This is a genomic window from Novosphingobium sp. SL115 (genome assembly GCF_026672515.1).
Lineage (GTDB): Bacteria > Pseudomonadota > Alphaproteobacteria > Sphingomonadales > Sphingomonadaceae > Novosphingobium.
Window position 1 is genome coordinate 1,853,321 of the sequence record NZ_JAPPRG010000002.1, and the last position, 14,896, is coordinate 1,868,216.

The 14,896-nt window shown below is 61.7% G+C and carries 10 protein-coding genes; all 10 read left to right on the plus strand.

Annotation, left to right across the window (positions count from 1 at the left end; genetic code table 11):
• Window positions 1-4 precede the first annotated feature (4 nt).
• The 10 genes from OVA07_RS10495 (at window position 5) to OVA07_RS10540 (ending at window position 14,698) form a co-directional block, all read left to right on the plus strand.
• Window positions 5-1,522 (plus strand): XrtA system polysaccharide chain length determinant, encoded by a 1,518-nt coding sequence (locus OVA07_RS10495; protein ID WP_268171373.1) that lies wholly within the window; start codon window positions 5-7, stop codon window positions 1,520-1,522.
• A gap of 13 nt (window positions 1,523-1,535) precedes the next feature.
• Entirely contained in the window at window positions 1,536-2,528 is a 993-nt protein-coding gene (locus OVA07_RS10500) for an AAA family ATPase (protein WP_268171374.1), read from the plus strand.
• A complete protein-coding gene (locus tag OVA07_RS10505) occupies window positions 2,525-4,231 on the plus strand; it encodes a preprotein translocase subunit YajC (protein ID WP_268171375.1) in 1,707 nt (568 codons plus the stop codon). The genes OVA07_RS10500 and OVA07_RS10505 overlap by 4 nt, the downstream gene beginning before the upstream one ends.
• 18 nt (window positions 4,232-4,249) lie before the next feature.
• Complete coding sequence (locus OVA07_RS10510; protein WP_268171376.1) at window positions 4,250-5,605, plus strand: XrtA/PEP-CTERM system-associated ATPase; 1,356 nt, start codon at window positions 4,250-4,252, stop codon at window positions 5,603-5,605.
• Window positions 5,606-5,657: 52 nt separating this feature from the next.
• The gene (locus OVA07_RS10515) at window positions 5,658-6,566 is read left to right on the plus strand and encodes an XrtA system polysaccharide deacetylase (protein ID WP_268171377.1); all 909 of its coding nucleotides are present in this window, start codon (window positions 5,658-5,660) and stop codon (window positions 6,564-6,566) included.
• Entirely contained in the window at window positions 6,563-7,618 is a 1,056-nt protein-coding gene (locus OVA07_RS10520; RefSeq protein ID WP_268171378.1) for a FemAB family XrtA/PEP-CTERM system-associated protein, read from the plus strand. Before OVA07_RS10515 ends, OVA07_RS10520 begins: the two co-directional genes overlap by 4 nt.
• A gap of 13 nt (window positions 7,619-7,631) precedes the next feature.
• The gene (locus OVA07_RS10525; RefSeq protein ID WP_268171379.1) at window positions 7,632-8,861 is read left to right on the plus strand and encodes a TIGR03087 family PEP-CTERM/XrtA system glycosyltransferase; all 1,230 of its coding nucleotides are present in this window, start codon (window positions 7,632-7,634) and stop codon (window positions 8,859-8,861) included.
• Window positions 8,848-10,416 (plus strand): exosortase A, encoded by a 1,569-nt coding sequence (xrtA, locus tag OVA07_RS10530; protein WP_268171380.1) that lies wholly within the window; start codon window positions 8,848-8,850, stop codon window positions 10,414-10,416. Before OVA07_RS10525 ends, xrtA begins: the two co-directional genes overlap by 14 nt.
• A 9-nt stretch (window positions 10,417-10,425) precedes the next feature.
• A complete protein-coding gene (locus tag OVA07_RS10535; RefSeq protein ID WP_268171381.1) occupies window positions 10,426-12,315 on the plus strand; it encodes an XrtA/PEP-CTERM system amidotransferase in 1,890 nt (629 codons plus the stop codon).
• Between the two features lie 100 nt (window positions 12,316-12,415).
• A complete protein-coding gene (locus tag OVA07_RS10540) occupies window positions 12,416-14,698 on the plus strand; it encodes an EAL domain-containing protein (protein WP_268171382.1) in 2,283 nt (760 codons plus the stop codon).
• Window positions 14,699-14,896: the final 198 nt, after the last annotated feature.

Consider the following 14,896-nt stretch of genomic DNA (forward strand, 5'->3'; position numbering starts at 1 on the left):
GGCAATGACCAACATTTACGAAGAAGTGCGCATCGCGCTCCATGGTATCTGGCAGCGACGCTGGATCGCGCTGGGCATTGCCTGGGGCGTCTGCATGCTGGGCTGGCTGGTCGTGGCCATGGTGCCCAACAACTATGAATCGAAAGCGCGGATATTCGTGCAGATCGACGATGTGCTGGCCGATCAGATCGGCATCGGTGGTGATCGCAAGCGCGATATCGAACGTGTGCGCCAGACGCTGACCAGCGCGGTCAATCTGGAAAAGGTCGTCCGCGCCACCCGGCTGGGTGACCAGATCACCACTGACAAGCAGATGCAGGCCGCCGTCGAAGGACTGGGCAAAAAGATCACCGTGGTCAGCCAGCAGGACAACCTGTTTGAAATCAGCGGCGTGTCGGGCAGCGGTGCCTATAACGATGCCGAAAATGCCAAGCTGGCGCAGGATATCGTGCAGAAGATGATCGACATCTTCCGCGAGGAAAACCTTGCCGGTGGGCGCGGCGAAATGACCGATACGCTGGCTTTCATGGACCAGCAGCTTTCCGAACGCAAAAAGGCGCTGGAAGCTGCCGAACTCAAACGCACCGAATTTGAAGGTCGCAATGCCGACATGATTCCCGGCAGTGGATCGCTGACCACCAAGCTTGAAGCGGCGCGCGGGGAAATGCGGGATATCGAATCGAACCTGCTTGCGGCACAAAGCGCGCTGGCATCGATCAACGGTCAGCTTTCGGGCACACCGCAAACCATCGCTATTCCCGGCGTGGCAGGCGGTGCCAAGGGCGCGCTGGCGCAGGCGCAGGCCGATCTGGGGTCCATGCGCGCGCGTGGCCTGACCGACAGCCACCCCGATGTGATCGCCGCAAAGGCACAAGTCGCCGCGCTTCAACGCTCTGCTGCGGGCGAAGGCCCCGGCGGCGGCACGCCAAACCCGGCCTACAGTTCGCTCATCTCGATCAAGGCGGATCGTGAAGCCAGTCTGGTTGCCCTGCAATCGCGCAAAAGCTCGCTTCAGGCCGAAGTCGCGCGCCTTTCCGCCCAGCAGTATGGCGAACCGGCCATCGCTGCCGAAGCTGCTCGCATCGGCCGCGATTACGATGTGCTGAAGGAGCAGTATGACAAACTGCTGCGTGACCGCGAATCGTTGCGTCTGCGCGGGCAGGTTGAAACCGAACGCGATGCGGTAAAGTTCGAAGTCATCGATCCGCCAACCATGCCGCGCGGGCCTGCATCGCCAGACCGTCCGCTTCTGCTGATGCTGGTGCTGATCGTGGGGCTGGGCGCTGGCGCGGGCGGAGCCTTCGCGCTGGGGCAGCTCAAATCCGCCTATTCCACCACCGGCCAGCTTGAACGCGCTACCGGATTGCCGGTGTTGGGTTCCATCTCCGAAGCCATCACCCGTGCCACTCGTGCCCAGCGCATGCGGCAGCTCAAGTGGTTTGCAGGCGGTGTCGCGGGCCTGTTCGTCGTCCTTTTCGTCCTGCTCGGCATTGAAATGCTGAAGCGCGGCATGGTGGCTTGAGGGAGCAGCTTTGATGACTGACCAGAGCAAAATTCCCCTTCCGCCCTCCGGCCCTTCGCTGATCGAACGGGCATCCGGGGCGTTTGATTTCCGCACGATGATCCGTCCGGTGGTGCCCGATCTGCCGCCCGCAGCGGTGCCGCAGGTTGCTCCAAAGGTTGAACCAAAGCCGCACAGCGCGCCCGTTGATGGGCAGGCGATTCCGGCACAGCCTCTCGTCATGCCGCGTTTTGAAACCACCCGGCCACAGCCAGAACCGCAGCCGTTCCGGGGTGTTCATCACCCGATTGATCGGGCCCACTTGCGCGAACAATGCCTCATCGAACCTGAAAGCGCGGTCACCAGCGTTCTGGAAGAATTCCGCATCGTGAAGCGGCAGTTGCTGCAAACCGCAGCACAATCGCGAAACGGCATCGGCGCGCCGCATGGCGAACGCATTCTTGTTTGCTCGGCCCATCCGGGTGAGGGCAAGACCTTCTGCGCGGTCAACCTTGCGCTGTCCATCGCGGCGGAAAAGGACAACGAAGTCCTGCTGGTCGATGCCGATTTCGCCAAGCCTTCGGTCCTGTCCACGCTGGGTCTGCCCGGCGGGAAGGGGTTGATGGATGCGCTGGCTGATCCTGAAATCGCGGTCGAAGACTGCATCATCGGCACCGATATCGCCGGTTTCTATGTCCTGCCCGCAGGCAATGCTACGGGGTCGGATACCGAATATGTCGCGTCGGCCCGCACCGGCGAAGTGCTGTCACGGCTGACCGCCCATTCGCCCAACCGCATCGTCATTTTCGATTCGCCTCCGGTTCTTGCCGCGTCGCCTGCCATCGTCCTTGCCAACCATGTTGGCCAGACGGTGATGGTGGTCCGCGCGGACATGACCGGAGAGGCCGCGCTGCGCGATGCGGTGCAACTGCTTTCGGCGTGTGAAGACATCAAGCTCCTGCTCAACGGCACCCGCTTTTCCGCCACGGGCCGCCGATTTGGCACTTATTACGGATACAAGGAATGATCCACTCGGCTCGTCCCGCACGTCTGGCGCTTTTCGCTGGCGCGGCATTTGTCGCTGCCGCTCCACTCCATGCGCAAACCCTGTCCTATGAAAGCGTCGATGGTGATGAACCTTCGGCGCAGGGCAAAGCCGATCGCGGCGGCATTTCGGCGCGGGGCGCAGGTGGCGGTGCCCGCACCACCATCCGCCCCTACGTCGAAGCCACGCAAAACCTGCTCTACGAAATCTCGCCCGGCGATGATGTGCTGACCTACAGCACCATTGCAGCAGGTGTGGACATGAGCATTGCAGGCCGCCGCACCGAAGGTGCGGTGTCCGTGCGCTACGAACGGCGCATCTCGCAATCGGACCGCGTGCGTGATGGCGATACGCTGTCGGGCCTTGCGCGTGTGAAGCACGATCTGGTGCCGCGCACCCTCTCGGTTGAAGCTGGCGCGCTGGCCGCCCGCACTCGCGTCGAAGGCAGCGGTGCCTCCACGCTCAACCCGCTGGCCAGTAACGATGCGGTCAGCCAGGTCTATTCGCTCTACGCTGGCCCTGCCGTGTCGACCCATGTGGGCGATGTCGCGCTGTCCGGCTCCTACATGCTCGGCTACACCAAGGTGCAGCAGAAGGACGCCGTCCAGGTCGCCGCAGGGCTGCCGCTGACCGATATCTTCGATGACTCCATCGCCCACTCGGCGCAGGTTTCCGCAGGGATTGCACCCGGCACGGTCCTTCCGGTCGGCATCACCGCCACCGGCTCGTTCTATCAGGAAGATATCTCCAACCTCGACCAGCGCGTGCGCGATATGCGCGCCGGGGTGCAGATGACCTATCCCGTCACAATGGAACTCGCCCTGATCGGCGCCATCGGTTACGAAGACGTCGAAGTTTCCGCGCGTGATGCTGTGCGCGATGGCAATGGCGATCCTGTCGTCGGTGCCGATGGCCGCTATGTCACCGACAAGTCGCGTTCGCGCCAGCTTGCCTACGAAACCGATGGCCTGACGTGGGATGCCGGCGTCATGTGGCGCCCCAGCCGCCGCACTGCGTTGTCGGCCTTCGTTGGCCGCCGCTATGACAGCACGACCTACTATGGCAGCTTTTCCTATAACCCCAACGCTCGCAGTTCGCTGACTGTTGCGGTTTACGACAACGTATCGGGCTTTGGCGGACAGGTCAGCCGCGCGCTGCGTGATCTGCCCACCGACTTCACCGTCACCCGCGATCCGTTCAACGGCCAGATCAGCGGTTGTGCCATCGGGTCGGAAAGCGGTGGTTGCGTCAACAACGCGCTGTCCTCGGTCGCCAGTTCGGTGTTCCGCGCGCGCGGCGTCAACGCCACTTATGCCCACCGCATCGGTCGCATGCAGGCCGGGATCGGCGCAGGCTACATCCGCCGCAAATACATCGCGCGCGAAGACTCTGTTCTCGGCGCAGCCAACGGGCAGGTGGATGAAAGCTTCTATGTCGATGCCGGCCTCAACGGTCCCATCGACCGTCGCTCCAGCTTTGGCGTCTCGGCCTATGCCGCGTGGTTCCAGAGCGGGGCGTCCAGCCTTGGCGATGTGAACACCATTGGCGCCAACGCTGCTTACTTCCGCAACCTGACTGACCGCCTAGTAGCAACCGCAGCGGTCGGTTTGGATGCTGTTAACCGTAAAGTGATTGAAGATGAAGTAATTGCATCGGGCCTCGTCGGCCTGCGCTATTCCTTCTGATGCTCGGAGACGGCTTCGATGTACGATGAATTCTATGGCCTCACCGCCCGCCCGTTCCAGCTTACGCCCGATCCGCGTTTCTATTTTGAAAGCGGAACGCATCGCAAGGCGCTGTCCTACCTGGGCTATGGCCTCGCGCAGAGCGAAGGCTTCATCATCATCACGGGCGAGGTCGGCGCGGGTAAATCCACGCTAGCTGCGCACCTGATGGCCACGGTCGATCGCCAGCGCCTGACCGCTGCGCAGATCGTTACCTCGGCGCTTGATGGCGAAGAGCTGATCCATGTCGCCGCGCGCGCCTTCGGCCTTGAAGTTGCAGGCCATGACAAGGCCACCGCGCTCGCGCAAATCGAAGCATTTCTCCACCGCGAAGCGCGCGAAGGCCGCCGCTGCCTGCTGGTGGTGGACGAATCGCAGAACCTTTCGGTCGAAGCGCTCGAAGAACTGCGCATGTTGTCCAACTTCCAGTTGGGCGCGCATCCGCTTCTGCAAATCCTGCTGCTCGGCCAGCCCGAATTTCGCGCCCTGCTGCAAACTTCGGCAGAGCTTGAACAGCTTCGCCAGCGCGTCATCGCCTCGCACCACCTTGATGCGATGGAGCCTGAAGAGGTCGGCGCTTATGTCGAGCATCGCCTGTCGCTCGTCGGCTGGCAGGGCCGCCCGCAGTTTGACGCCCGCGTCTATGCCGATCTGGCAAAGGCCAGCGGTGGCGTGCCGCGCCGGGTCAACCAGATCGTCAACCGCTTGCTGCTGATGGGCGCCATCGAACAGCGCGACCAGATCGATGCAGCTATGCTCCAGTCGGTGCTGGCTGACTTGTCGGGCGATGGTGCGTTCGGCTCGCCCCTGCAGACCACGGTTACGCCGGTGCCCGCTGCCGAAGCGCCCATGGTCGAAATCCCGGTCTCGGCTCCCGCGCCCCAGCATTTCGCAGCCCCCGTCATGGATGACAGCGCATGGCGTGCAGCACTTGCCGAACGGGACGAACAGATTGCCGAGCTTCAGCAGGCCATCGTCGAGCTGGCAGATCTGCGCATCGCGCCCAGCGAAGCGCCTCTGGTCGCTGCGATCGATCCCGCCATCCTTGAACAGCTTGAAGCTGCCAACCGTCGCATCGCCGCACTGGAAGCGCGCGGTGAAGATGATCGCGGCCACGAAGACCTGCTGGCCAAACTGGCCGAGGCCAACAGCCGCATTGCCGCGCTGGAAACCCGCGATGGCGACGCCGAGGTTCTGGCGGCGCTGGCCGAAGCCAACCGCCGCATTCTCGGCCTTGAAACCCGCACAGCAGAGCAGGAGCAGGCCATTCGCCACACGCTCACCATGCTGATCGAGTGGATTGAAATGGAAGATTACCACCGCGCTGCGGCCTGAATTCAACACAGGTTGCTGGCGTAAAAAGGCCAGCGTTAAAAGGGGTGAACACATGATCGCGCCGTCCGGGGTGCTCAACGGCCTGTCGGTCGATGTCGAGGACTGGTTTCAGGTCGGCGCGTTTGAAACCGTGATCGACCGCAAGGATTGGGACAGCCTGTCCTGCCGGGTTGAGCGCAATTGCGAGGAAGTGCTTGCCCTGTTCGGCGCTGCTGGCGTGAAGGGCACGTTCTTCACGCTCGGATGGGTCGCGCAACGCTATCCGGCCATGATGCGCCGCATTGCCGATGCGGGCCACGAAATTGCCAGCCATGGATGGGACCACGCCCGCGTGTTCACGTTGGGGCGCGAAGCCTTTGCCAATGATATCATCCGTGCGCGGCAGGTGCTGGAAGAAACCACAGGCCAGCGTGTCATCGGTTATCGCGCGCCCAGCTTCTCCATCGATGCCCGCACCCCTTGGGCGCACGAAGTTCTGGCAGAGCAGGGCTATGCCTACTCCTCGTCAGTCGCGCCCATCGTCCACGATCACTATGGCTGGCGCGAAGCGCCACGCTTTGCCTTCCGCCCGGTTGCAGGCGCGGACATGCTTGAAATCCCCGTCACCACAGCCGAAGTCGCCGGACGGCGCATGGCGGCGGGGGGCGGCGGCTTCTTCCGCCTGCTGCCCTATTCGGTGTCACGCTGGGCCATCCGACAGGTCAACTTGCGCGATCATCGCCCGGCGGTGTTCTATTTCCACCCGTGGGAGATTGACCCAGATCAGCCACGCCCCGCCAGCGCGCCGCTCAAATCACGCCTGCGCCATTATACCAATCTTGATGTCATGGCAGCCAAACTGTCGCGGCTGGTCCACGAATTTCGCTGGGGCCGCATGGACGAAGTGGCAGCCATCGAAGCGGCCCGGCTCGATCAGGCCCATCTGAATCAGGCCCGTCTGAATCAGGCGGAGGCTGCATGAACGCGCCGTTCGTTCCTTCGCGCGTCACCGCCCGCCTTGCCGATCCCGGTGACCGGCCCGCCATCGCGCGTTTTCTGGCCGATCATCCCGACACCACGGCATTCCACCGCGCGGAATGGATGAACGCGGTGGAAAGCGGCTGCGGCCACACCACGCATATCCTGCTGTCAGAACGCGATGGCGCGATCCGCGCTGTCCTGCCCCTGCATGAAGTTCACTCCCCGCTATTCGGTCGCGCGCTCGTGTCGTGCGGCTTTGCCGTTGATGGCGGCATTGTGGGCGAACCCGACGATACGCTGTTCGCCGCCGCGCAGGAACTGGCCGTGCGCCGCCATTGTCCCAGCCTTGAACTGCGCGGAGGCCCGCTGCCACAGGCCGAAGGCTGGCATATCAAGGCTGACAGCCACGCAGGTTTCGTCACTGCTCTCGCCCCCGATGATGACGCGCAATTGCTGGCCATTCCGCGCAAGCAACGCGCCGAAGTGCGCCGCGGTTTAGGCTACAATATGGAAGTGCGTACCGGGCGCGGCGATGAAGACCGCGCCATGCACTATGCCATCTATGCGGAATCGGTCCGCAATCTCGGCACTCCGGTATTCCCGCGCGCCCTGTTCGAAGCGGTGATGGACGGGCTTGGCGATGATGCCGACATCCTCACCGTCCTGCATGAAGGGCAACCGCTGGCTTCGGTCCTCAGCCTGTATCATCGTGGCGCTGTCATGCCCTATTGGGGCGGCGGCACCTTTGCCGCCCGCACCATGCGCGCCAACGACGTGATGTATTATGCGTTGATGAACCATGCCCGCGCGCGCGGGTGTGACCGGTTCGATTTCGGTCGGTCAAAGACCAATACCGGTGCCTATCACTTCAAGCGCAACTGGGGTTTTGAACCTCAGCCACTGTCCTATGCCCACTGGACTTCAGGCGGGCAGGCCCCGCGTGACGTCAACCCGCTCAGCCCGCGTTACAGGGTCAAAATCGCCCTGTGGCAGAAGCTGCCGCTGGGTGTCGCCAACCGCCTTGGCCCGCTGATCGCTAAAGGCCTGGCATGATCGGGCGTCTGGCATGACCGAGGTTCTCTTCCTCGCCCATCGCATCCCGTTCCCGCCAGACCGGGGGGACAAGATCCGCTCGTGCCATATCTTGCGCCACATTGCGGGACTGGCACCGGTTCACGTCGCCTGCTTTGCCGATGACGAAGGCGATATGGGGCACGAGCCCGATCTGGCCGCCGTCGCCACCAGTCATTGCCTTGTCCGCCGCGCGCGTTCGCTGAAACTTGCGGGGGTTGAAGCGCTGGCCAGTGGCAAGCCGGTCAGCCTCACTGCCTTTGCGGATAAAACCCTGCGCGAATATGTTTCCCGTGTGTTGGCTGAACGACCAATCGGCGCGATCTACGTGTTCTCCAGCCAGATGGCGCAATATGTGCCCGCCAGCTTTTCAGGCCGCGTGGTGATGGATTTCGTGGACGTCGATTCCGCCAAGTTCGAAGCCTATGCCGCCGATGCCCGCTTTCCCGCCAGCCTGCTCTATGCGCGCGAGGCGCGTCTGCTCAGCCGCTTTGAAAGCGACACCGCGCGCCGGGCCAGCGCCAGCCTGCTGGTCACGCCGGAAGAGGCGGATTTGCTGCGTCAGCGCCTGACGCCGGGCGATGCCCCGCTCATCCTGCCGCTGTGCAATGGCATCGACACAGATTTCTTTGATCCTGCCGATATGCCCCCCGCGCCGGAAATGGCGGGGCAGGGGCCGCAGATCACCTTTACCGGGCAGATGGATTATCCGCCCAATGTCGCGGCGGTGGAAATGTTCACCCATGCGGTCATGCCGCAAATCCGTGCGGTGTTTCCGACAGCGCGTTTCAATATCGTGGGGCGCGCGCCGTCATCCGCCGTTCGTGCCCTTGATGGCCTGAACGGCGCACGGGTTACCGGGGCAGTGCTCGATGTGCGCCCATGGATTTCAGGGGCCGATCTCATTGTCGCGCCGCTGACCATTGCGCGCGGCGTGCAGAACAAGGTGCTTGAAGCCATGGCCATGGCACGCCCGGTCCTTGCCACGCCACAGGCCGCGACTGGCATTCCAGCACGCGATGGTTATGAAATTGTCGTTGCCGACGGGGGGGAAGCGCTTGCCCGTCAGGCCTTGGCGTTGTTGCATGACACCGTGCGTGCAGCCACCATTGGCCAGTCGGCCCGCGCTTTTGTGTTGGAAAAGTGCGGCTGGGCAGGCGTTCTTGCCCCGCTCGCCGCATTGCTGGGCCTTGATGGGCCAGAGGCACCGCGTGTCGCCGCATAGCCTTGCTACCAATGCTCCGCTGGCCCGTTCATGGGCTGCACTGCCGTCGCAATGGCGGCGGGCGCTGGCCTTGCTGGCGGTCGCGTGGGCAGGCAACATTGTCCTGTTCGCGTCCGATTGGCAGACCATGTTCCTGCAATGGTGGGACAGTTCTACATACAACCATGTCCTGCTGATACCTTTCATCCTTGGCTGGCTGGTGTGGTTGCGCGGGCGCGAAGTGGTCAAAATCACGCCGCAGGGTTGGTGGCCGGGACTGGTCTTGTTCGGCGGCGCGGGCTTCCTGTGGTTGCTGGGTGATTTTGCCGGAATTGCGCTGGCCACCCAGCTTGGCGTGGTGCTGATGGCGCAGGCCAGCGTTCTCACCCTGCTTGGCCCGCGCGCTTCGGCGGCGCTGCTGTTCCCGCTGGCCTACATGCTGTTTCTCGTCCCAGCGGGCGATGAACTGGTCCCGATGTTGCAGACCATCACCGCGGCCATCACCATGGTCCTGCTCGACTGGAGTCAGGTGCCCGCCCACATCGAAGGCGTGTTCATCACCACGCCTGGCGGCTATTTCGAAGTGGCGGAAGCCTGTTCGGGCGTGAAGTTCCTGATCGCGATGATCGCCTATGGCGCGCTCGTCGCCAACGTCTGCTTCCGCGCATGGCCGCGCCGCATCGCTTTCATGGCCCTGTGCATCGCTGCACCAATCCTTGCCAACGGCGTCCGCGCATGGGGCACCATTTTCATCGCCCAGACCCACGGCATCGAATTTGCCGCCGGGTTCGACCACATCTTCTACGGCTGGATTTTCTTCGCCGTCGTCATGGCGCTGGTCATGGCCGCCGCATGGCGCTTTTTCGATCGCGCCATCGATGATCGCATGATCGAAGCGCAGGCCATCGACGCAAATCGCACACTCGATTGGCTGTCCCGTTTCGCTATTGGACCGGGCCGGGCGCTCGGCGTGATGGGCTTGATCGTCGCGCTGTTCATGGCGTGGGGGGCAGGGGCCAATCGGCTGGAAGCCACGGTTCCTGAAAGGATCGCTTTTCCCGAAATTTCCGGGTGGCGGCAGGTTGATTACACCCCGCTTGCAAGCTGGCGTCCGCACCACACCGGGGCCGCTCATGTGTTGTTAGGTCGCTTTCAGGACACGTCGGGAAACACCGTCGATGTGTCCTTTGCGCTCTATTCTGCGCAGGGTGAAGGCCGTGAAGCAGGCGGGTTCGGGCAAGGGGCCTTGCCGCTAAATAGCGGATGGGCATGGGAAAAATTCGCTGATGCCATTGCTGGCGGCCATGCTGACCGCATCCAGACCGCAGGCCCGGTGCACCGCTTGTCCGAAACCTTTTACCGTTCGGGAAATCTGTTAACCGGCAGCAATACCCGTTTGAAATTGCAGAACATTATCGACCGCCTTTTCCTGCACAAAACCACTACCGCCACCCTGATAATTTCCGCCGAAGACGAAGTTCCCGGCCGCCCTCCAGCAGCCCAATCCCTGCGCAATTTCATCAATTCAACCGGACCGGTCGATGCGTGGATGGACCGCGTGGCCAGTGGGCGCTAGGCGGTAAGTATGTGCGGAATAGCCGGAATCTTTCACACCGAGGGCCTCAAACCCGTCGACCCAGATCGCGTCCGCCGCATGTGCGATGCCATCGCGCATCGCGGGCCTGACGGCGAAGGCGTGTGGACCGCACCCGGCGTCGGCCTTGGCCACCGCCGCCTGTCGATCATCGACCTTGCCGGATCGCCCCAGCCCATGGCTTCGGCAGAAGGCGATGTTATGATCGTCTTCAACGGGGAAATATACAACTTCAAAGACTTGCGCCGCGAACTGCAGGCACTGGGTGCACAATTCCGCACCGACGGCGATACCGAAGTCATCCTGCAAGCCTGGCGGCATTGGGGCATCGACTGCCTCCCGCGTCTGAACGGCATGTTCGCCTTCGCCCTTTACGATCTGCGCCAGCGCACCCTGCTGATGGTGCGTGACCGGCTGGGCGTGAAGCCGCTTTTTACAGCGCGCCTACCCGATGGTTCGGTAATTTTCGGTTCTGAACTCAAAGCTTTGCTCGCCCATCCTTCGCTTCGCCGTGAAGTCGATCCGCTGGCCGTCGAGGATTATCTTGCGTGGGGCTATGTGCCCGACCACCGCTCGATCCTCAAGGGCGTGGAAAAGCTCGCCGCGGGGCACTACCAGCTATTACGCCACGACGCCCCGCCAGCAGCGCCGGTGCAGTGGTGGGACGTGTCCTTTGCCGACCGCGCCCGTGGCAATGCCGATGATCTCGGCGCGCATCTGTTGCACCATATGCGCGAAGGCGTCACATCGCGCATGATGGCAGACGTTCCGCTCGGCGCGTTCCTGTCCGGTGGGGTAGACAGCTCTAGCGTGGTCGCGCTGATGGCCGAAGCCAGCAGCAATCCGGTCAAGACTTGTTCCATCGGCTTTGACGTATCAGCGCTGGATGAAACTGCCTATGCTGACAGAATTGCTGAACAATTTGGCACACAGCACTGGAAGCGCACGGTTTCATCCGATGACTTCATGCTTGTCGATAAGTTGGTAGGCATGTTCGATGAACCCTTTGCCGATGCATCCGCCTTGCCGACCTTCCGGGTCTGCGAACTGGCGCGCCAGCACGTAACCGTTGCCCTTTCGGGCGATGGCGCGGATGAAGCTTTCGCCGGGTATCGCCGCCAGACCTTTCAGCATCGCGAAGACCAAGCCCGGTCCATGCTGCCCGCAGCGCTACGTGGGCCGCTGTTCGGCACACTGGGCCGGATCTGGCCCAAAGCTGACTGGGCACCGCGTCCGCTGAGGGCCAAGACCACGCTGCTCAGCTTGGCTGGGGCAGGCGAGGAAGGTTATGCCCGCGCACTGGCGGCAACTTCACCGGAACTGCGTGAAGCGCTTTACAGTCAGGATTTCAAACGGTTGCGGGGCGATTATCGCGCGGAGCAGCCATTGGTCGATCTGATGCGCAATGCCCCTGCGCGCAGCGGCTTGGACCGCGCGCAATATGCCGATCTCAAATTCTACATGCCTGGCGACATCCTGACCAAGGTGGACCGTACCAGCATGGCGGTAAGCCTTGAAGCGCGAGAGCCGCTGCTTGACCATCGCCTTGTGGAGTTTGGCGCACGCCTGCCGGAAAGGATGCGCGTGCGCGGTTCCACCGGCAAATGGATCGTGAAGCAAACCATGCGCCGCTACCTGCCGGAAGACGTTCTGTTTCGGCCGAAGATGGGCTTTGTCACGCCAATTGCGCAATGGTTGCGGGGGCCACTGGCGGGGGCCGCGCGGGGGTTGGCGGTTGATGGTGTGCTGGCCCGGACAGGATGGTTCGATGCTGCGCGGATTGATGCCATGGCGCAGGCCCATATTGCCGGACGGGCCGATCACAGCCGTTTGCTCTGGCAATTGCTTATGCTGGGTAAATCATTGGATCTGTTGGCGTAAATATCGCCTGAATCCACCAGCCGGAAGAAAATCGGAAAAGCGGTAAGGTGATCTTCACCATTGCGGACTAAATTTTCGGCGAAACAATCGTCGACGGTCCATGCTGAAGAAACTGCGCTCACCGCTGTATCTCGCGCTGCTACTCCCAGCATTGCTGGCGTTTACCGATTTGCTTTCTGCCATTGACCACAGTTTCTGGAACGTCCGTTTCAAGTTGGGCAGCAGACCTGCCCAGGAATCGGTGGTTGTGGTTACGGTGGAAAATGGCGGGGATCGCGCCGACGCTGCATCAGTGGATTCCAGCCGACTGGCCCGAACGCTGGAAAGCGTGCGGCGGCAGATGCCCTATCGCGTATTCGTCGACTCCCCGGTCAAATACGGGCAGGATTCTGCCGGTGATGCCCAACTGGTGGCTGCGATGCAGCGATTGGCACCTGACGTATCACTGGTGGTGCGCAGTCAGCGCATCTTCGGGCTGGACCACGCCTATGCTGCCAAGGATTTTACGTTCCCAGCACCGGCGCTGACCAAAATCGCGCCAGTCACCGTTTCGGCGTGGAATACCAATTTCATCGATTACGCCATGTCCTCACCCTATGAGTTGACGTTGCAGGGCCGCAAATATCCGGTGCTGGCGACGATGCTCTCCGGGGTGCATTCGGGCTGGCAACCGTTTTTCACTCCGGACTTCCTGATCGATCCCGATTCGATTCCGAAAGTACCCGACGCGGCTTTGGCATCGGGCGATTTTCCCCCCGGCCTGCTAACCGGGCGAACGGTCATCGTTACTTACGAAGGCCGGGTGCCACCGGTTGGCTACTATGGCAAAGGTCGCCTTCATCCGCTCGCGCTCGATATTGCCGGTGCTTCTGAACTCTCCAAGCCGGTGTCTCTGGCGCTGAAGCCGTGGTGGCTGCTGGCACTGGTATGGCTGATGCTGCGACAAGGTGCGCAGGCAGACCGTAAGCGAACCAAGCTGGCGGTCTATACCGGTGCCCTGTTTTCGGTCCTTGTCCTTCCCGGCGTTGTGCAGATGGTCGGTATCAGGCTTGATGTCGGTGCCGCCGTCCTGTCGATTGCGATTTATGGCGGGATACGATTCTGGCAACTGCGCGTCCGTCGGGTTCAGCATACTAGTGCATCGGGATTGCCCAATCTTCTGGCGTTGAGCGCGCAACCATTGCCGGTCGGGCGTGACGTGGTGGTTGCGGTGATCGCGCGTTACGAAGAAATCTTGGCAACTTTGCCCAAGGATTTGCACGGCGAATGTGCGCGTCAGATCGCCCGGCGTCTGTCGGTCGGCTCTGGCATCGAGATGATCTTCAATGGTGAAGGCGGGCATTTCGCCTGGACCGAAGAAGCGCGTCCGCTGGAAATGCAACTCAATCACCTTGAAGGGATGCGGGCGCTGTTCTCCGCGCCACTGGAAATCGGCTCCTACACTTTCGATACCAATATTCATTTCGGGCTGGACCGGAACGAAGGTCTTGACGCGCTTACCCGCGTGAACTCGGCCTTGGCCAGTGCCAACGATGCGTTGAACAGCGGCCGTCCGGTGGAACTGTTCGAGGCCGAGCGTCTGGCCGAGGCTACTTGGGAACTGTCGCTTCACGCCCGGATCGATGAAGGCCTGCGCAATGGCGAAATCTGGCTGGCGTTCCAAAGCCAATGGGACATGCACAGCGCCATGCCTTGTGGTGCCGAGGCGCTGATTCGCTGGAATCACCCGATGCGCGGACCCATCGCACCTGATGCGTTCATTCTTCAGGCTGAACGCGCAGGGCGAATCGATTCGCTAACATACTGGGTGGTGGATGAAGCGATCACGGCAGCTCTGGCGTTGCAGGCGCTGGGGCAACACTTGCAGATGAGCGTCAATCTTTCCGCACAGATGGTCGACAAGCCGGGCCTTGTCTCCAGCCTCTGGGAAATCGTGCGGCGTCGCAATATCGACCCACGGCAGTTGACGATCGAGGTCACGGAGACTTCCAGCGTCCGCAATCGGCCTGCGGCGGTGCAGAACCTGTCGAAGCTGCGCCAGATGGGCTTTCGGCTTTCGATAGATGATTTTGGCACCGGCGAGGCCAGTCTTGCCTACCTTGCCGATCTTCCCAGCGATGAACTGAAGATCGACCGTCGTTTTGTTTCACGCATCCTTACCCATGAACGCGAGCGTCATATCGTGCGGTCGACCATCGATCTTGCCCATGCTCTGGGGCAGACGGTTGTGGCGGAAGGAATTGAGGACGACGCCACATATCGCCTGCTGATAAAACTGGGGTGCGATGTGGGGCAGGGTTATTTTCTGGGCCGTCCACAACCGTTTGCTGACTTTCGACAAGCCCTTCTCAAATTGGGACAGCCTAATGTTAATGTCGTTTAGGAGTTGTTAACCAATTAAATCGCTGTTAACTATGTGTCTCCAATCGTGGATGGAGGCACGAATGTTTGCAGCTCTCAATGCGGTGATCGAAATTCTGCGCTGGATTTTCCAGTAATGGATATTCCCTGATTTTCCTGTAAAATCAGGGCGTTACCTACAAAAAATAAGCGCTGCTCAGTCCATGACTGGCAGCGCTTT

What these genes read in the sequence shown, in the direction of transcription:
- OVA07_RS10540 (WP_268171382.1), top strand. Translation starts at nt 12,416, where the DNA reads ATGCTGAAGAAACTGCGCTCACCGCTGTATCTCGCGCTGCTACTCCCA.
- OVA07_RS10525 (WP_268171379.1), top strand. Translation starts at nt 7,632, where the DNA reads ATGACCGAGGTTCTCTTCCTCGCCCATCGCATCCCGTTCCCGCCAGAC.
- OVA07_RS10535 (WP_268171381.1), top strand. Translation starts at nt 10,426, where the DNA reads ATGTGCGGAATAGCCGGAATCTTTCACACCGAGGGCCTCAAACCCGTC.
- OVA07_RS10500 (WP_268171374.1), top strand. Translation starts at nt 1,536, where the DNA reads ATGACTGACCAGAGCAAAATTCCCCTTCCGCCCTCCGGCCCTTCGCTG.
- OVA07_RS10515 (WP_268171377.1), top strand. Translation starts at nt 5,658, where the DNA reads ATGATCGCGCCGTCCGGGGTGCTCAACGGCCTGTCGGTCGATGTCGAG.
- OVA07_RS10505 (WP_268171375.1), top strand. Translation starts at nt 2,525, where the DNA reads ATGATCCACTCGGCTCGTCCCGCACGTCTGGCGCTTTTCGCTGGCGCG.
- OVA07_RS10495 (WP_268171373.1), top strand. Translation starts at nt 5, where the DNA reads ATGACCAACATTTACGAAGAAGTGCGCATCGCGCTCCATGGTATCTGG.
- OVA07_RS10510 (WP_268171376.1), top strand. Translation starts at nt 4,250, where the DNA reads ATGTACGATGAATTCTATGGCCTCACCGCCCGCCCGTTCCAGCTTACG.
- OVA07_RS10520 (WP_268171378.1), top strand. Translation starts at nt 6,563, where the DNA reads ATGAACGCGCCGTTCGTTCCTTCGCGCGTCACCGCCCGCCTTGCCGAT.